Annotated in this window: 16 protein-coding genes; 9 read left to right on the forward strand and 7 right to left on the reverse strand. The window is 50.7% G+C overall.

All coding sequences use genetic code 11. The annotated features are described in order from the left end of the window. The first annotated feature begins 122 nt into the window (after positions 1 to 122). From SIB66_RS05235 to SIB66_RS05245, 3 genes are all read left to right on the forward strand, one after another. Positions 123 to 293: a hypothetical protein gene (locus tag SIB66_RS05235; protein ID WP_236073672.1), complete on the forward strand. Its 171-nt coding sequence runs from the start codon at positions 123 to 125 to the stop codon at positions 291 to 293. 636 nt (positions 294 to 929) lie between these two features. Continuing rightward, positions 930 to 1,208, forward strand: a complete 279-nt coding sequence (locus SIB66_RS05240) for a transthyretin (protein ID WP_236070140.1) — start codon at positions 930 to 932, stop codon at positions 1,206 to 1,208. Positions 1,209 to 1,433: 225 nt separating this feature from the next. Next, positions 1,434 to 2,225 (forward strand): metallophosphoesterase, encoded by a 792-nt coding sequence (locus SIB66_RS05245; protein WP_063405870.1) that lies wholly within the window; start codon positions 1,434 to 1,436, stop codon positions 2,223 to 2,225. Between the two features lie 505 nt (positions 2,226 to 2,730). On the opposite strand, the gene SIB66_RS05250 is transcribed toward SIB66_RS05245, so the two are convergent. The 4 genes from SIB66_RS05250 to SIB66_RS05265 form a co-directional block, all read right to left on the reverse strand. Then, entirely contained in the window at positions 2,731 to 3,252 is a 522-nt protein-coding gene (locus SIB66_RS05250) for a pentapeptide repeat-containing protein (protein WP_236070139.1), read from the reverse strand. 754 nt (positions 3,253 to 4,006) lie between these two features. Continuing rightward, a complete protein-coding gene (locus tag SIB66_RS05255; RefSeq protein WP_063405868.1) occupies positions 4,007 to 5,392 on the reverse strand; it encodes a sodium/glutamate symporter in 1,386 nt (461 codons plus the stop codon). Continuing rightward, positions 5,385 to 5,621, reverse strand: a complete 237-nt coding sequence (locus SIB66_RS05260) for a hypothetical protein (RefSeq protein ID WP_413410371.1) — start codon at positions 5,619 to 5,621, stop codon at positions 5,385 to 5,387. Before SIB66_RS05260 ends, SIB66_RS05255 begins: the two co-directional genes overlap by 8 nt. Further along, on the reverse strand, positions 5,566 to 5,904 hold the full coding sequence (locus SIB66_RS05265; RefSeq protein WP_063405867.1) for a hypothetical protein: 339 nt from the start codon (positions 5,902 to 5,904) through the stop codon (positions 5,566 to 5,568). The genes SIB66_RS05260 and SIB66_RS05265 overlap by 56 nt, the downstream gene beginning before the upstream one ends. Before the next feature lie 288 nt (positions 5,905 to 6,192). Here SIB66_RS05265 and SIB66_RS05270 point away from each other — a divergent pair, with 288 nt between their 5' ends. Beyond that, positions 6,193 to 7,146 carry an NAD(P)/FAD-dependent oxidoreductase gene (locus SIB66_RS05270; RefSeq protein WP_011130918.1) on the forward strand — a complete coding sequence of 318 codons (954 nt, stop codon included), beginning with the start codon at positions 6,193 to 6,195 and terminating at the stop codon, positions 7,144 to 7,146. A 232-nt stretch (positions 7,147 to 7,378) separates the two neighbouring features. Here SIB66_RS05270 and thyX read toward each other — a convergent pair whose 3' ends face one another. Together thyX and SIB66_RS05280 are read right to left on the reverse strand one after the other, a co-directional pair. Beyond that, on the reverse strand, positions 7,379 to 8,011 hold the full coding sequence (thyX, locus tag SIB66_RS05275; RefSeq protein ID WP_063405944.1) for an FAD-dependent thymidylate synthase: 633 nt from the start codon (positions 8,009 to 8,011) through the stop codon (positions 7,379 to 7,381). 913 nt (positions 8,012 to 8,924) lie between these two features. Beyond that, positions 8,925 to 9,371: a hypothetical protein gene (locus tag SIB66_RS05280; protein ID WP_236070138.1), complete on the reverse strand. Its 447-nt coding sequence runs from the start codon at positions 9,369 to 9,371 to the stop codon at positions 8,925 to 8,927. 134 nt (positions 9,372 to 9,505) lie between these two features. Between SIB66_RS05280 and SIB66_RS05285 the strand changes: the two genes are divergently transcribed. The 3 genes from SIB66_RS05285 to SIB66_RS05295 are packed head-to-tail and all read left to right on the forward strand — an operon-like array spanning position 9,506 to position 13,963. Further along, positions 9,506 to 10,465 carry a DnaJ C-terminal domain-containing protein gene (locus SIB66_RS05285; protein WP_063405865.1) on the forward strand — a complete coding sequence of 320 codons (960 nt, stop codon included), beginning with the start codon at positions 9,506 to 9,508 and terminating at the stop codon, positions 10,463 to 10,465. A 38-nt stretch (positions 10,466 to 10,503) separates the two neighbouring features. Next, a complete protein-coding gene (gene hemB / locus SIB66_RS05290; protein WP_063405942.1) occupies positions 10,504 to 11,505 on the forward strand; it encodes a porphobilinogen synthase in 1,002 nt (333 codons plus the stop codon). A 55-nt stretch (positions 11,506 to 11,560) separates the two neighbouring features. Then, the gene (locus SIB66_RS05295; RefSeq protein ID WP_063405943.1) at positions 11,561 to 13,963 is read left to right on the forward strand and encodes an endonuclease MutS2; all 2,403 of its coding nucleotides are present in this window, start codon (positions 11,561 to 11,563) and stop codon (positions 13,961 to 13,963) included. On the opposite strand, the gene SIB66_RS05300 is transcribed toward SIB66_RS05295, so the two are convergent. Continuing rightward, positions 13,960 to 15,207, reverse strand: coding sequence for an ABC transporter ATP-binding protein (locus SIB66_RS05300; RefSeq protein ID WP_063405864.1), 1,248 nt, complete (start codon positions 15,205 to 15,207; stop codon positions 13,960 to 13,962). The genes SIB66_RS05295 and SIB66_RS05300 overlap by 4 nt on opposite strands. Positions 15,208 to 15,267: 60 nt before the next feature. On the opposite strand from SIB66_RS05300, the gene cgtA reads away from it, so the two are divergent. Then, positions 15,268 to 16,257 carry an Obg family GTPase CgtA gene (cgtA, locus tag SIB66_RS05305; RefSeq protein WP_063405863.1) on the forward strand — a complete coding sequence of 330 codons (990 nt, stop codon included), beginning with the start codon at positions 15,268 to 15,270 and terminating at the stop codon, positions 16,255 to 16,257. Between the two features lie 80 nt (positions 16,258 to 16,337). Then, on the forward strand, positions 16,338 to 16,520 hold the full coding sequence (locus tag SIB66_RS05310; RefSeq protein WP_063405941.1) for a hypothetical protein: 183 nt from the start codon (positions 16,338 to 16,340) through the stop codon (positions 16,518 to 16,520). Positions 16,521 to 16,556: the final 36 nt, after the last annotated feature.

A 16,556-nucleotide genomic window follows, 5' to 3' on the forward strand; every position in this document is an offset into this window, starting at 1 on the left:
ATTCTAACCACCGATATGAGCTTTATTAGTTTTATGATGCTTGAACGCCAAGATAGCGCTCCACGAGTTGAGCAGGAGCTATTTTACTGGCGTATACGGATTGACTCTGACTCAGATTTGAGTTGGATGTAGAGCTCAAGCAGGGAGCAGAAGAAGAGCCGGATCCTGATTATCGCAGATCATTTCTCATCCCCAATGGTTCAAGGGTTGTCAGGCTTATTATTGATAATGGTGAGATTATAAAGAAGATTTATCAATCGCCGAATGGTGAGAAAATCTCAGTGAATTGCTGAAGGATTTCGTATGTTCTTTCTGCAAACCATTCTTCCATAAATAATGCATGTTGGAATCATTTCCCATCATGGTTGAAGAGATACGCTCACTTGCCTAAAGTCTTTTTTGCCAGGCTAATTGCTATGAAAAAATTATTCTTCGGGGTGTATTTTGCTGCTCGCGAGTGTCTTTGGCGGAGTTTCAGATCAATTAATCTAGCATTGCCTGCAATTGTTTTATACTAGAAACCATCACATGAATGCTTAGGCAAAGTGATTCTTTGGAATGGCTGGTGTATGCCTTTGCTATTAGTATGAAAGTACGAGCCTTTCGCCATGTGATGTGGCTTTGATTTCGAGATCAGATTAAGCATGTTGTGGATGTTCTTGTGCTCCCTGAAAATGACTTGATTTTATACTCAATTAGCCATTGCCTCGAACTGTCAATAAGCCCTTGTCAGCTCAATAAAAAGCAGGCAAGGAGACATTGGAAAGCGATTGAGGCTACACAGCAGTCCAACGCCACTGATGAACCACCTAACTGGTTTATTTTCTCTTGCGCATCCGTTCTGGAATAAGATGAATGTGAGATAACTGCTCATGATTCATTTCACTCAAATTTCAACAGCCCTGATCGTCCTCCTTGGCATGGTCTTCATGTCAAAGGTGGTTAAGACACTTGTGGCTGACTTCTCTTTGTTGTCAAGCCTGAAGAGCCTGATGCGCTTGATGGTGAGAGGGAGCTATGTGACAGGGCGTACCTTTGGCATCTTCTATTGGCGATACCTGCATGGTCCGCTCCGTCTGTTTCTGATCCAGCTCGTGGCCATTAACGTCACTCTAGTGATCCTTGCCTTCGATGCTTGCAGGCATATCTGGCAGCATCTCCTTAAGGTAAGGCCACCATCAGTTGCCCGATTCACTCCCGCTCATTAACTGATGATTGCATTGCCATAACGTAAATGTAGAGCCATGTTATCTCTGATGATTTTGAAGTCCAAAAACCTTCAGTAAACCGTGCTTCCTCCTGATAGTTGATTCAAGTAATTTACGTAAGCTATTTACGAATAGGCAGAAACCAGCTTATGGTTTGTTTTCCATGCTTGAACAAGGGGGATAGACTCCAACCCCAAACCTCTGCGTAGATCCGCTCCACAAGAAATGCGCTTAGTACAGCTTAGTGATCCTCACCTTGTTGCCTTTAATCATCAATTGGTGCGAGGTAACAATTCGCTTTTGAACTTACAGTATGCGTTGCAAAAGGCAAGCTCTCATTCTCCGGATCTACTTTTGATTACTGGTGATCTTTGCCATGATGAAACCTGGTGTGGGTATGTTTTGTTGCGTCATCAATTGCAGAATCTTTCTCCATCAATAAAGGTTGCTGTTCTTCCTGGTAACCATGACAATCCTTTGTACATCAAAGCATCACTTGGTCGCCATGCCTTTACAGCCCCAGCAGATTTGAATGTGGATGGTGTTCGTCTCATTCTTCTTAGTAGCCATGTCTCAGGTCAAACGGCAGGTCAACTTGGTCAATCACAGCTGCAATGGCTCGATTCGCGCTTATCAGATATTGAGCAATCTGGCAGGCCATTAGTGGTTGCATTGCATCATCCACCTTTGCCGATTGGCTCTTCTTGGTTGGATCCCATTGGTCTGCTGGATGGTGAGGCGTTGATCAAGCTACTCACTCCTGTAGAAGAGTTATGCGCTGTGGTATTTGGGCATATCCATCAGCACTGGCAAGAGGTATTGCCTGGGCGTAAGGATGTGTTATTGCTTGGTTGCCCTTCCACTCTTTGCAGCTTTGAGGCTGTACAGCCATGCCCTTTGGGACGAGAAGATGAACCGGGAGGGCGTTTGATTGAGTTCGATGTAAGCGGAACCCTCTTTGAGACGCTTCTGCGATGGTCAAATCCTGATCTTGATGATGGTGATGTTACTCGATAACCAGAATAGAGTCGACGGCTTTATGTTCTAAGCCCGAATATATCTTTCTAAAACATCCGTTAATTTTTAACTCTCAATTCAGCTATTGCTGTAGATATTAAGGCTGTGATCTATTGATAAGATGCTCGAATGCAACCGATTCTTCTTTGGCAGCGTGTAGACATAATTATAGATTGATTCATGCAACAGAAGATGCCGCCCAATCATCTATTAAGGCTGTCATCTATTAAGGAATAAGTTCTTCCTGTAGTGCTCTTCGGCTTGCGATTGTAATGCAAAATCTTAGAGAAAAAACTTTGCAAGCAGATGGCAGATGTAAATCAAGCTAGTATTACCTCTCAGGCTTGGCCAACCTCATTATTAGCTCTCTATTTTATACATTTCTTGCCTAGTCACCACTTATTCTTGATGAATAGAAGGTAAACTATAATTTTATTTTAAGTCTTTTCCAGTTAGCACGGTTGAGGGCTATTTGTTTTGATTATTGATTTTTCCAATCATCCATCTATCTGCCGGCCGGAATAACCCGTTCTGAGATTCCAGAGCAATCAAGGCTGGTATATGTATCTACGCCAGTTTTTGAATTCTTGCCTGTAGCTCTTGCGCAGAGCGCTTTCTGTTCTTGCCTGTCAAGTAAGGCGTTAGTAAAGTCAGCCCCATCAATTAAAGCACCAGCGAATTCACTCTTCCTTAGATTCGCGTTGCGTAGGATACTTTCTGAAAGGTCGGCATTGTCAAAACGAGTGGCATAAGCCAATACATCCTCTAAGTTTGTACCGTGGAGATTTGCATTCTTCAGGGACGTTACGCTGAATGTAGATCCACGCAGATCAGCCTGGCTTAAATCAAAACCAGCAAGATCATATTTTACAAATTCCGCTGTTAAGGGTTTGCCATCTTCAACTTGTTCGAGAAATGGATACTTTTGACTGAGAGTATCTAGGTTCTTCCTGGTCTCTAGCATCGAATGATCAGCTCCACCCTGATCATTCTCCCACATACTTGGATAAGTGGCATCAGCTGCCAAGGGCAGGGTCAGATAAATAGAAGCGGCAATTGGGATGAGTATTCCCAGTAGTAGAGATCGCAGGACTGACGACTTAATCTTCCACATTGGCTTGCATCGTAGAACCATCTGGCCATTATTAATATCTCATTAGAAGCAAATAATTGCTGTATTCAAGTTGCCAGTTGAACGTAAAATATCTACGGTTTAAGGTAGCTCTTGCTACTTCTTGTGCCTGGTCCAGTTACTGCTTATTGTGTGATTTGATAAGTGTACTTTATTGCCATTTCTTTCTCGCCTTGAAGCTTAAATGTTTTTCTGGCCAGTGAATAGCCATTGGTTCTTTTCTATCCATTGCCAGAAATTATGATTACTTTGTTTTCATAAAAAGTCATTTTATTGGAAAGTTAATTCTCCAAAGCTGCCTTAGATCGCATTTGATTGCTTTTGGCAATTCCAGGATCATGATTATTTTATTCTCAAGTTCCATCCTTAATGGTTGGCGGCAATGCTCCTTGCGGTTGTCAATTCATTATTCTGAAGCCATCACTTCGCTGTGTTGGAGGCATTTGCGATATTATTCAATCTCGGCCTTTCCTTAGGCGTTAGTCTGCGTCTTTATGTTGATGGCCTTGTGAATTGTTGAGAGAGTTCTTCCTTGGCAGCGATAAACCTCTAATCCATTGCATTTCATTTTCTGCCCCATGGAGGTATAGAAATTAGCAGTTTTCGTCAAAATATTGGTAGCAAATGTCGATTGGTCTGTCATTGCGATTCACGCAGCTTCTGTTGATTCTGATGATGAGGTGATGTTGATGATTGCCGCTAATCCAATACATATAACAGTAAGAAAGCCGCAAAGTTCTGTCCAGCCAAGTAGTCCCCATCGAGTTACTGCTAGAGGGGCTACAACGGTGATCACCCCACCAGAGAGAATTGGTTGCAGGATCAATTGTTTGATCGAAAACACAGGTAAGGCTTTTGTCAGGTTGCGGGGATCGGCCAGTCGTAGCAGCAAAAGGCCACTCGCAGCTACTCCAGTGGCCTGTCCGAACTCGGTGATCGAGCGCTCGAACCATTCCTCGCGCAGTGTGAACCTGGCCACAAAGAGCATGATCAATAGATTCCAGGCCAGCCCTGTCACAGACAACACAGTTAGCGGAAGCCAGTCGTGTTGCAGCAGCGGCAGATTCAGGCTTGCCATTGCGGTGGTGATCAGCAGGTCGGTGGCCAGGATGCCGATTTCACGTTGCAATAACTGTGATACCCATTGAGTTTTGCCTGAGACTTCCAGGGCGAGTCGGATCAGTAGTGAACCCCCTAGTGCAAGAGGAAAGACTGGGAAGACGTGAATGACTTGCCGGTAGAACTCCCCCAGCCAAGGGCCCAATAATCGCAGGCCTTCGAGCATCAACACGCCGCAAGCCACAGCGGCTCCAGCCAGGCCAAGATTGACGGCCAGCAGGCGAAGTTGTTGGCCAAAACTCGTTTCTTCTTCAACAGCTCCTGTGTCTCCGATTTCTGTGGGGCCATGGGGGGCAACCCATCCACGCCAACGGCCGAAAATCACCAGGACACTGCCCAGAAGGGTTGATGTGAGCAGGCCCACTGTTGCCATTGCCAGGCCAAGATCTTGGCCACCAGCGAAGCCGAGTTCGCGAAAGCTTTCACCCATAACGGCCGCTGCCCCATGGCCGCCCTCAAAACCCACTTCAATCAGGCAGCCCATGAGCGGATCAACCCCCAACAGGGGAATCAACACCAGTAGGACCGCTAGTCCCCCCACGAGGTATTGACCAAAACCGAGCATCATTCCCAGCATGGCCTGGGATGCCACAGGCTCCCATAAGCCTTGACCTTTCGGGAGGGGACGCCCGAGCATCAAGGTGGCGAAGACCAGGGTAAGCAACGCTGTTGGGACTTCGGTCCAGATGTCCGTTACGCTCAGTGGCAGCAGGGGTAGGGGGCCATAGGGCCCCAGTAGCAGCCCTGCTGTGCCGGCCAACAGGGCAATAGGCAGGCCTAGTCGCTCCAGTCGCAGGGCAGGCTCGAGCCTGCGCCCCAAGCTCAGCAACAAAGCCAACACAGTCAGCAGAATTAGGGCCAGCCACAAATTGGTTGGCTGGGTGGCATGGAGCAGGCTTTGCAAGCCGTTAACCATGGGAGCCGTCTAGTGGCTTTAGATCAAAGCAGCGGTTCAGATGGTGTTTTGTGTTCTGGAGAACTTCGATATGTATTGCGCCATCGTGAAAGCCATGACTGTCGTATGGCAAGGGTTTTAATTTCAGCGCTCCTTTTTGGCTTGCATGGCTGGAATCGAGAGCTTGTGCCTGCTCAGGCTTGGGTGTTGTGTCGCTTTTGTATGAGTGGATTGGCGGCGAGTGCTTCATTGCGGGGAGCCATTGGTGTTGCTGTACTTGTTTCTGCTGGGCTAGTTCTCGATGCTGAATCCCCGCTGTTGGCTGAGGTTTTTGCAGTGAGTGGCTTGTCTTCTTTTAACCAATCAGGGTCAGGTAGAGCACTATGCAGGGCGCCCTGCAGTAGATGTCCGATGGCCATGCTCCTGTCTATAGCGTAAACATCGCAATAGTCATCGAGGCAACCCAAGACCTCCTCCTGAAGTGAGATCTCAATTCGCGTAGCTGTGTGACGATCGTTGGGTGGAGTGCTCATCAGTTGTCATCTCGGTGTGTTTGTGCCGATTTTCATCGACCAAGCTGGGGAAATCAGTAAGGGGAGGGTATCGCGAAGCGCTTGAGGGTCTATCGACTTGCAAGCTCCCAATCCAGTGATGGGGTATGGCATTGCCCAAAGAAAAGGCATTTCTTTTAAGACAGATCACCTGTTGAACTCAGTAGGGTTGGGGTGGCTTTTGGGATTGTTGTCAGAACGGCGCATCCTGATCTGAAGCTGATGAGCTGTTGAGAGCAGCTTTGACACCCTGCTGGAGACCTTTGCCCCTTGGAAACAATCGAAGCCGATGTGGTGATCGTGGGTGGTGGCCCAGCTGGTTGCAGCTGCGCGCTTTACACATCGCGTGCCGATTTGAAGACAGTCATCCTTGATAAGAATCCTGATGTAGGCGCCTTGGCTATCACTCATCAGATCGCTAATTATCCAGGCGTTTCCAGTGAGATGAGTGGTGAAGCGCTGCTGGCTTTGATGCGTGAGCAGGCCGTTTCTTTCGGCAGTGATTATCGCCGTGCCCAGGTTTTTGGTGTGGACGTAAATGGTGAGTGGAAAACGGTGTATACCCCGGAAGGGACTTTTAAGGCAAGGGCGCTGGTTGTAGCGACTGGCGCTTTGGGGCGCCCAGCATCATTTAAGGGAGAGGCAGAGTACCTTGGCCGTGGCGTGAGCTATTGCGCTACCTGTGATGGTGCTTTCTATAAAGGACGTGAGGTAGCTGTTGTTGGGGCAAACAAAGAGGCTGTTGAGGAAGGACAGGTGCTGACCAAGTTCGCCTCGAGAGTGCATTGGCTTACCACGAGTGACCCCAAGGAAGATGACGCGCACGCGCAAGCGTTGATGACTCAGCCCAATGTTCAACACTGGAGCCGCACAAGATTGATGTTGATCGAGGGAGATGATGCTGGCGTGACTGGCATCAAGTTGAAAAATCGGACTCAGGAGACAGAGCAGGACTTGGCCGTTGAAGGTGTGTTTGTTTACATGAGTGGTTCTAAGCCAATTACTGATTTCTTAGGTGATCAGGTGGCTTTTAAAGAGGATGGTGGCGTTGTGGTCGATGACTTCATGGCCACAACAGTGGACGGGGTATGGGCTATTGGTGATATCCGGAACACCCCGTTTAAGCAGGCAGTAGTGGCCGCATCAGACGGTTGTATTGCAGCAATGGCGATCGATCGCTTCCTGAATAGCCGCAAGGGGATTCGTGTTGATTGGGTGCATTAGTGAGAACGCACCTTCGACTAGGCCTTGTCTTGCGGATCTTTTCTGCATGGCTGATGATTTGTTCGATCAGGAAGTTGACTTTAGAGCTTGAAGAATGAGTTTTTGTGTAGAGTAAGATGAATTAGCAGTCATCTTTAAGGCGATTAATTTAATTGATTTACATGCTAGCTAAAGATTAAATTAGAACCTTGGCAACTCTGGTAATATCAATCCTGGCTTTAATATTTTCTTTTCAAGGCCACATTGCATTGCATACGCAAGGCATCTCTTTTGTGAGTATTTCTCGGCACTTGATAGCAACGTCTTGGTGTTCTTTTTGGGTGCCATGTGCGGAGCGCAGATCGATATAATGAAGCCAAGATCTAACGCTCCCTGCCATATAGATTTTCGTGGGAGTTGCTAGTGGGAGAACTTCTCTTGCGCATTCTTTCGCGACACCAGCTGCAAGCATCTCTTGGTATAGGTCGCGACTTTGTTCAAACAATAAGTTCGCTTTTGAACTCAGTTTTGATACTGTCTCTTGATCAAGATCGTCGATGCTACTTTGCCTGTTTTTTATGTCTTGCCTGCGTAGTGAAGGCGGCTTAGCAAAGGCCATTGTTGAGACATCAGCATAGCGCTGACTAAATTCTTGAAAAGAGAAGCTTCGATGTCTGAGGATTTGCGCTGCTATTGCTCGGGTCGTTCCTATTTCCATAACTATATGGGCCATCTCGAAGGGACTCCAGTGACGATGTTTAATCAGATAGCGGATAAGCCGTTCGCCATCAGGATTGTCTTGATTTTGAGGATTAGAGACTCTCGCACAGTAAGCAATGATTTCTTCTGCCTTGGGCGTTACGGAGATTAAGGATACGCTGTTCATGAATCTGATGATTGGGAGATTGAATGGTTTGGGTTTGTGATTGGCTGTTTTTGGGGATGATGTTGATTGTTGAGCCTTATCTTTCGACTGAGAGCGAAATGGTTGTGCATCCAGCAGGATCATTCTTTGCACGACTTCGGTATTCGTGAGAATGCTTGAGGCGGCTTGAATGGATTGATCCCTGAGTCTTGAACTGCACTGCCATACAAAGATTTGGCAAATTTATTGGGTTGATGAGACCTGATCGAGGAAGTGTTAACAGCTTGCTGAGTTTACCTTATTCTTTCAACTTGAATTTTGTTGGCAGTTGCAGAGAACTTTGCTGTAAAATAAATTCCTTGAAACGGAGCCAAGGCCAGTTGATATCTAAACAGATAAGTGTTAGTCAGTGAAGCAAGTGATGAACTAAATTAGTCTTCTCGTGAATGATTTAAAAGTGTTGTTGTATTTGCCTTGAGTTGATATTTTGCTTTTATAGTTTAGCTTCTATCAAGATCTGTTCAAGGGCTTCTCTTTTGCTCATTAAACTTTTGTTGGCAACAATAAATGGCTGAATTGTTTGGTCAAGTGTGACTTGATGGTGTGGCCATTGAATCACTTATCTCTTGGTTGGTAGATTTAAGCAAGTGACTAAAAGATAATTCATGTGCAGCAGTGTTGCCTCTTCTTCGGGGAAAGGCGATTGCTTTAGGGATGTTGCCTTGCTCTTTTGTGGAGTTCTCGTTGTTGCATCCCCACAGCTCTCTAAGCTTATACAGGTGATTGTTTGCAGATAATTCTCTGGAATTAAAGTGAAGTTGTCTCATGATTTGCGATTGACTTCCAATATTACGATTAAGCTTGATTTGTGCTCGCTTAATTGAGATTTTTCAGGCCATTCATTTGTTAGTTGGTGTCAAGGATCTGTTCATTATTAAGGGTTGGGAGGCATCTTGGTCCAGACTGCTAACTCCTCGATCGATTGCACCCCTTCACGTCGCTGGCCGTCTTCAAGGAGCCAGGTGGGATAGGCCTGAATCTCGGCTTTTACGCAGGCTGCTGATTGTTCAGGTAGCTGTTTCGGTTTGCCACATTCCACATAGTTCAGCATCGTGCTCGCCTGCTGGCCGAACAGGTTTTTTTGGAAGAAACAAGCTGGACAGCTCCAGGAGCCGTAGAACACGGCTCCGATGGTGTTCAGATGACGAACCAAGGTCAGTTGTTCGCTGGTTGATGTTTTGAGAGGTTCCCCTAGGGTGGCAGCGCCATCGCCTGCTCGGGTTTTGGCAGTTTGCAGTGAGAGACTCAGCCCCATTGCTGTGAGTAGGGACAGCCATAACTTCAGGCCATGGTTGCCTTTGAGGATTTGTGGCCGAACCATGGAAGCTGAAGAGTGGGGTTGGGCAAACTTAAGCACTCTCAAATCGTTCGGGCTTCCCTCCATGTAGCAAGGCGCAGGGGTACGGCGAAACTGGGACACTTAACAGATGTAGGGCCTCGGGCCAAATCAACGCCATGGCCGGCAGCGGCTACCGGGATTATTTCAAGGTTCTCGGAGTTGAGCGCAACGCCGATAGCGATGACATCAAGCGAGCATTCCGCAAGCTGGCGCGCCAGTACCACCCTGATGTGAATCCCGGTGATTCTACTGCTGAGGCGAAGTTCAAGGAGGTGAGTGAGGCATATGAGGTGCTTTCCGATCCGGATAAACGCAGTAAATATGAGCAGTTTGGCCGCTATTGGAATCAGGCCAGTGGCATGGGGGGTGGAGGTCCTGCCGGTGCTGGTTTTGAAGTTGACTTTGGTCGTTATGGGAATTTTGACGACTTCATTAATGACCTTTTGGGCCGTTTTGGTGGGCCTCAAGCTGCTGCTGGTTTTGGCGCTGGTTTCCCTGGTGGTGCAGGCTTCCCTAGAGGGAGCTCTCGTGCTCCGGTGAATCTTGATGCCGAAGCCACCTTGAAGGTGAGTTTTGCTGAAGCGTTTCGCGGTACCGAACGCACCCTTTCTGTTAATGAAGAACGCGTGCAGGTGCGCATTCCACAGGGCATTAAACCTGGTTCGCGCTTACGCCTCAAGGGAAAGGGCAATCTTCAACCTGGTACTGGCCGGCGGGGGGATCTTTTCCTCAATATTGATGTACAAACCCATCCCTTATGGCGGTTGGATGGTGATCAGCTGCGGGCCGATTTGCCCGTTGCTCTCGATGAGTTTGCACTGGGGGGTACGGCGACTGTGATGACTCCTGATGGGGAAGCTCAGGTGACCATTCCTGCAGGAACCTCGCCAGGCCGCAGTCTGCGGCTTAAAGGCAAAGGTTGGCCTTCGCCAGGGGGGCGCGGTGATTTGCTCTTGACCCTCAACCTGAAGTTACCGTCTGAATGGTCTGCCGATGAGCTGGAGCTGTTGAAACGGTTGCAGCAGTCTCGCAGTACTGACCCCCGTAAGGCGTGGCTTCAGATGGCTCCACTCTGAGGCGAGACTTACGCTCACGAGATTGTTATGCGGTTTTGATGGATCTCACTTATCGCCCTCGTCGGCTGCGTCGTACCCCTGCCCTGCGTTCCATGGTGCGGGAGCACAGCCTCACTGCTGCTGACTTTATCTATCCCTTGTTTGTCCATGAGGGAGCTGATGTGGAGCCGATCGGTGCCATGCCAGGAACCAATCGCTGGAGCCTGGATCGCTTAATGGGAGAAGTGCAACGGGCCTGGGGTCTGGGCATTCGTTGTGTGGTGCTTTTCCCGAAAGTCGCTGAGGGCCTCAAAACTGAAGATGGGGCGGAATGTTTCAGTGAGCATGGGTTGATTCCGCGGGCCATCACGCAGCTCAAGCATGAGTTGCCGGAAATGACAGTGATGACCGATGTGGCATTGGATCCCTATTCCTGTGATGGTCATGACGGCATCGTGAGCGCTGAGGGCGTGGTGCTTAACGATGAGACGATTGAACAACTCTGTCGTCAGGCTGTGGTTCAGGCTCGTGCTGGTGCTGACCTGATTGGACCAAGCGACATGATGGATGGTCGCGTCGGTGCTATCCGTGAAGCTCTTGACGACGAGGGTTTTGAGCATGTGGGGATCATTAGCTATACAGCGAAATACTCTTCGGCGTATTACGGCCCGTTTCGCGAGGCGCTTGATTCAGCCCCGCGCGTGGCTGGTGGCAAGCCAATCCCTAAAGACAAGAGCACTTATCAAATGGATCCAGCCAATGCTCGTGAGGCCATTACTGAGGCTCAACTCGATGAGCAGGAGGGTGCAGACATTCTCATGGTTAAGCCTGGCCTGGCCTATCTCGACATCATTCATCGTTTAAGCGAAGAATCGGAGTTACCCATCGCTGCTTACAACGTGAGTGGCGAGTATTCGATGGTGAAGGCTGCTGCGGAAAGGGGTTGGCTTGATGAGCGGGCGGTGGTTCTAGAAACCTTGTTGAGTTTCAAGCGAGCTGGTGCCGATTTGATCCTCACCTACCACGCTTGTGATGCAGCCGCTTGGTTAGGGCAGGGATGATTGGCTTCTTTCAAGTTCAGTGGGGCGCAACAGCGTTGAAATGAGCGCTGTAGTCATGAGCTCTGAGGTCTCGACTGCTTCGCTTGCCTTTCAGGACACACTCAAGCAGCTTGAATGGCCACGCTTATGTGAACACCTCGCTGGATTTGCTAGCACCTTGCAGGGCAGGCGTCATTGCCAGACTTTGTCGCTGCCTGCCGATTTGTCTGCTAGCCGTTTGCGCTTGGCGGAAACTCTTGAGATCGGTGCTTTGGATGGTCTGATTGATGGAGGCCTCAGCTTTCAGGGTGTCCATGACCTTGGCCATATCCTGGCTCGCTGTACAAAAGGTGGTGTGGCTTCTGGGGAAGAGCTTTTAGCTGTTGCCGACACCCTGGCAGCAGCGCGCCGCTTGCGCCGCCAGATTAATGATCCAGAGCTTCGTCCCACGATCTCGGCGTTGTTGCTGGATGTCGCAACGATGCCCGAGCTGGAACGGCGACTCAAATTTGCATTGGAAGAGGGTGGTCGGGTGGCTGATCGCGTCAGCTCCAAGCTCGCTGGCTTGCGACGACAGTGGCAAGGTTTGCGTCAGGAACGTCGCGATTGCTTACAGGAGGTGATCAGGCGTCATGCGGCCATGCTGCAGGACACGGTGATCGCAGATCGCCATGGCCGGCCAGTGCTAGCGGTGAAGGCCGCTGCAGTGTCTCAACTCCCCGGTCTGGTCCACGACAGTTCAGCATCTGGCAGCACAGTCTTTGTTGAGCCTCAGGTCGTGATCTCCCTGAGTAATCGTCTTGCTGAATTGGATGGTCGTATCCGAGAGCAGCAGCAGCTCGTCTTGGCAGAGTTGAGTGCGGCGGTGGCTGAGTCCGGCGTATCGATTGGGCGCCTGGGAGAGGTTCTGCTTCAACTCGACTTGGCTCTGGCTCGTGGCCGTTATGGTCAATGGCTTGGTGGGGTCCCCCCTACGTTGCATGCCGAGGCTGCAGCTCCTTTCAGCCTTCAGGAGTTGCGACATCCCTTGCTTGTTTGGCAGCATCGCCGTGACCATGGGGAAGCTGTGGTGCCGATCAGCGTTGAGGTCACTTCCACCCTGAAAGTGGTCGCGATTACAGGACCCAACACCGGTGGAAAGACTGTCACGCTTAAGAGTGTTGGCCTGGCCTTGCTGATGGCTCGGGCGGGTCTCTTGTTGCCTTGCACAGGGAGTCCATCAATGCCCTGGTGTGCTCAGGTGCTTGCTGATATCGGTGATGAACAGTCACTACAACAAAATCTCTCCACCTTTAGTGGCCATGTGAAGCGCATTGGCCGCATCCTTGAAGCCTTGAGCGAAGGGCCTGGTCCAGCTTTGGTGCTTCTTGATGAGGTCGGGGCGGGTACTGATCCCAGTGAAGGGACGGCCCTGGCCACAGCCCTGCTGCGCACGCTTGCCGACCGAGCTCGCCTGACCATCGCGACAACTCATTTCGGCAAACTCAAGGCCCTCAAATATGGCGATTCTCGCTTTGAAAACGCTTCTGTGGCCTTTGATGGCGAGACGATGTTGCCCACCTATCGACTGCAATGGGGAATCCCTGGTCGCAGTAATGCCCTCAGCATCGCGATGCGGCTTGGACTAGACGGCGCAGTGATTGCTCAGGCCCAAGAGCTGCTGGGACCTTGTGGTGATGGAGAGGTGAATGAGGTGATCCGTGGTCTTGAAGAGCAACGCAGCCTTCAACAGGCAGCTGCTGAAGATGCCGCGGCTCTGCTGGCACGTACGGAATTGCTGCATGAGGAACTTCTCAGTCGCTGGCAGAAGCAGCGCAAGCAGTCTGCAGATTTACAGGAACAAGGCCGCCAGAAGTTGGAGAGCTCCATTCGAGAGGGGCAGAAGGAAGTCCGTCAGTTGATTCGCCGGTTGCGCGAGGGTCGTGCCGATGGTGAGTCCGCACGACGTGCAGGTCAGCGCTTGCGTCGCATTCAGGCTGACCATCGGATTCAGCCTCAACGCAAACAGCACATTGGCTGGCGTCCTGAGGTGGGAGAGCGCATTCGGTTGTTGGCCCTTGGCAAGGCGGCAGAAGTGATTGCTATCTCTGAAGATGGCAAACAACTCACAGTGCGTTGTGGAGTGATGCGCAGCACGGTGGAGCTGTCAGGGGTGGAAAGCCTTGATGGCCTGAAGCCAAGTCCTCCAGAGTTGGTGGTGAAGGTGAAGGTCCGTTCAGGTCTGGGCCGTGGCGCGGAGGTTCGCACGACCCGCAACACGGTGGATGTTCGCGGACTGCGGGTGCATGAAGCCGAGGTTGCTGTTGAGGAGCACCTGCGCAGTAGTACTGGTCCGATATGGGTCATTCATGGCATCGGCAGCGGCAAACTCAAGCGAGGGCTCCGCCAGTGGCTTGAGACAGTTCCTTATGTGCATCGCGTAAACGATGCCGATCAGGGTGATGGTGGAGCCGGTTGCAGTGTGATTTGGCTGCATTAGCCCAGAATGGGCAAGTGGAGTTTGCGGTTGTTTGGGTCTTGTTCAGTGTTGTCTTGAGCTGTCATTGCGATGGCTTCCCCATTGGCACCAAACAGTCGCCAGCCTCGAGGATCTGGCTCTAGATGCAGGTTGCTTCCAGGGCTGAGCGAGAGCTCGGGAGAGGCCCTCACTTGAACGAGATGGTTCCCTTCAACAAGTTTGCAGGTGATCAGTTGTTCATTGCCTAAGACTTCCAAATGACTCACGATTGCCGCGAGATTGCGATTGGTGGAAGGAGCTACGCGCAAATGCTCCGGTCGAAGACCAGCGCTGAGCGGTTGCCCCTCTTCCAAATGCAGCAGCGCTTCGGCCATTGGTCCTTCAACCGCTAGGCGACGATCACCTAGTAGGAGCGTATTGGCTGGGCCAACAAATACTGGCAGTACGTTCATGGGCGGACTGCCGATGAACTGCGCAACAAAAAGGTTTGATGGCCATTGATAGAGCTCGATTGGCGTGCCCAATTGCTGTAGCTGCCCTTGATTCAGTACCGCAATCCGATGACCCATCGTCATCGCCTCGACTTGGTCGTGGGTGACGTAGATGGTGGTGGTGCCAAGTTGACGCTGGAGGTCAACGATTTGAGTGCGCGTGCTATTGCGCAGTTTTGCGTCCAAGTTGCTGAGTGGTTCGTCCATCAGGAATACAGACGGCTCTCTCGCCATTGCCCGGCCTAGTGCAACACGTTGTTTTTGACCGCCAGAGAGTTCTTTGGGTTGGCGATTGAGCAGTGGTTGAAGCTCCAGGGCTTCAGCAACTTCGCTTGTGCGGGCCTCGATTCGCTGCTCTCGTATAGATGAAACCTGCAGAAGTGGAGGAAAGTTGCGGGTCGTGCGATGGAGTTGGTCTTGCAGGAGTTGGCCTAGAGATCGCTGCTGGCTGCGCCGTAGGCCGAAGACCAGGTTGTCTCGCACACTTAAGTGCGGATAAAGCGCGTAGCTCTGGAACACCATCGCCACGTCCCTTTGGGCAGGTCGCAGCTGCGAGACAGGTTGTTTGCCTACGTAGATCTCGCCGCTTGTAGGGGCTTCGAGGCCCGCGAGCAGCCTCAGTAGTGTGCTTTTGCCACAGCCGGAGGGGCCAACCAGCACAAGGAATTCACCATCGTTGATGTGTAGATTCAGTTGACGAATGACCTCAACAGAGGGTTCATTCCGCCTGCCTGGGTAGCTCTTGTTGAGAGCCTTGAAGCGAACGCCGGCCACTCACAGTTCCCCGATCAGGCTAATCCTAGGGTTGGAGCTTGGCCAAGCTGGGCGCCTGCAGTGCAGTTCATAGATCAGGCACGTATCACCGTTAAAGCAGGCCGTGGTGGCGATGGGATCATGGCGTTTAGGCGAGAGAAGTACGTGCCGGCTGGCGGTCCCTCTGGCGGTGATGGCGGTGATGGCGGCAACGTTGTTCTGGAGGCGGATTCCAACCTTCAGACCCTCCTCGATTTTAAGTACAAGAGACTTTTCCCAGCGCCTGATGGTCGGCGGGGTGGTCCGAATCGCTGTACCGGCGCTTCAGGCAAAGACTTGATCATCAAGGTGCCATGTGGGACTGAAGTGCGTCATCTCTCCACGGGCATCCTTCTTGGGGACCTCACTCGATCTGAAGATCTACTTGTGGTGGCTTATGGAGGGCGTGGAGGGCTTGGCAATGCCCATTACCTGAGTAATCGCAACCGTGCTCCTGAAAAATTCACGGAAGGGCGCGATGGGGAGGAATGGTTCCTTCAATTGGAACTCAAGTTATTAGCAGAGGTGGGGATCATTGGTTTGCCGAATGCAGGCAAGAGCACTTTGATTTCTGTGCTTTCGGCAGCCCGGCCCAAGATTGCTGATTATCCCTTCACCACATTGGTGCCCAATCTCGGTGTGGTGCGTCGACCCAGCGGAGATGGCACAGTTTTTGCTGATATCCCTGGGCTGATTGCCGGTGCAGCGCAAGGAGCAGGCCTAGGGCATGATTTCCTTCGCCACATCGAACGCACCAGGCTGTTGATTCATGTGTTGGATGGTGGCGCAGAAGATCCAGTTGAAGACTTGCTGGTGGTTGAAAAGGAGCTGGTTGCTTATGGCCATGACTTGGTTGAAAGGCCACGGCTGTTGGTGCTCAATAAACAGGAGTTATTGGATGAACAGCATCAAGATCAGCTGGTTGATGCCCTTCAGGCAGCGAGTGGTCGAAGCTTGATTTTGATTTCTGCGGCCATGGGTCTAGGCCTTGAGGGGCTGTTGGCGCAGGTATGGAAGGAACTTGGCGTCTGAGGTTTTCAGGTCTGCAGACCACATCCAGACTTGTCTGTTCGCGTGTCATTGGCCATAACTGGAGTGAAACCATTGATGACATGACCTTTTACAGCTGCTTTGATCAGCAGGGCAAGGAGATTGCCCGCTGCCAGACCCAACAGGAGATTGAGGCTCTGCGGCGGATGGGACGTCCCATTGCTGAAGTTCGAGAAATGAGTGATGAGGAAGCGGTCGTCTGCTCTCTCACCGGGAGTCCGTCCGACTTCAATGAGGATGTTTGAACTGGATCAAGATGTTGATCTTCGCTCAGTTCAATA

Source organism: Prochlorococcus sp. MIT 1318, assembly GCF_047304505.1.
Classification (GTDB): domain Bacteria; phylum Cyanobacteriota; class Cyanobacteriia; order PCC-6307; family Cyanobiaceae; genus Prochlorococcus; species Prochlorococcus marinus_D.

Excerpts from the sequence above, each read along its gene's own strand:
- SIB66_RS05310 (WP_063405941.1), top strand. The coding sequence starts at position 16,338 with ATGACCTTTTACAGCTGCTTTGATCAGCAGGGCAAGGAGATTGCCCGC.
- SIB66_RS05255 (WP_063405868.1), bottom strand. The coding sequence starts at position 5,392 with ATGGTTAACGGCTTGCAAAGCCTGCTCCATGCCACCCAGCCAACCAAT.
- thyX (WP_063405944.1), bottom strand. The coding sequence starts at position 8,011 with ATGAACAGCGTATCCTTAATCTCCGTAACGCCCAAGGCAGAAGAAATC.
- SIB66_RS05295 (WP_063405943.1), top strand. The coding sequence starts at position 11,561 with ATGAGCTCTGAGGTCTCGACTGCTTCGCTTGCCTTTCAGGACACACTC.
- SIB66_RS05260 (WP_413410371.1), bottom strand. The coding sequence starts at position 5,621 with ATGAAGCACTCGCCGCCAATCCACTCATACAAAAGCGACACAACACCC.
- hemB (WP_063405942.1), top strand. The coding sequence starts at position 10,504 with ATGGATCTCACTTATCGCCCTCGTCGGCTGCGTCGTACCCCTGCCCTG.
- SIB66_RS05265 (WP_063405867.1), bottom strand. The coding sequence starts at position 5,904 with ATGAGCACTCCACCCAACGATCGTCACACAGCTACGCGAATTGAGATC.
- SIB66_RS05280 (WP_236070138.1), bottom strand. The coding sequence starts at position 9,371 with ATGGTTCGGCCACAAATCCTCAAAGGCAACCATGGCCTGAAGTTATGG.
- SIB66_RS05285 (WP_063405865.1), top strand. The coding sequence starts at position 9,506 with ATGGCCGGCAGCGGCTACCGGGATTATTTCAAGGTTCTCGGAGTTGAG.
- SIB66_RS05240 (WP_236070140.1), top strand. The coding sequence starts at position 930 with ATGTCAAAGGTGGTTAAGACACTTGTGGCTGACTTCTCTTTGTTGTCA.
- SIB66_RS05245 (WP_063405870.1), top strand. The coding sequence starts at position 1,434 with ATGCGCTTAGTACAGCTTAGTGATCCTCACCTTGTTGCCTTTAATCAT.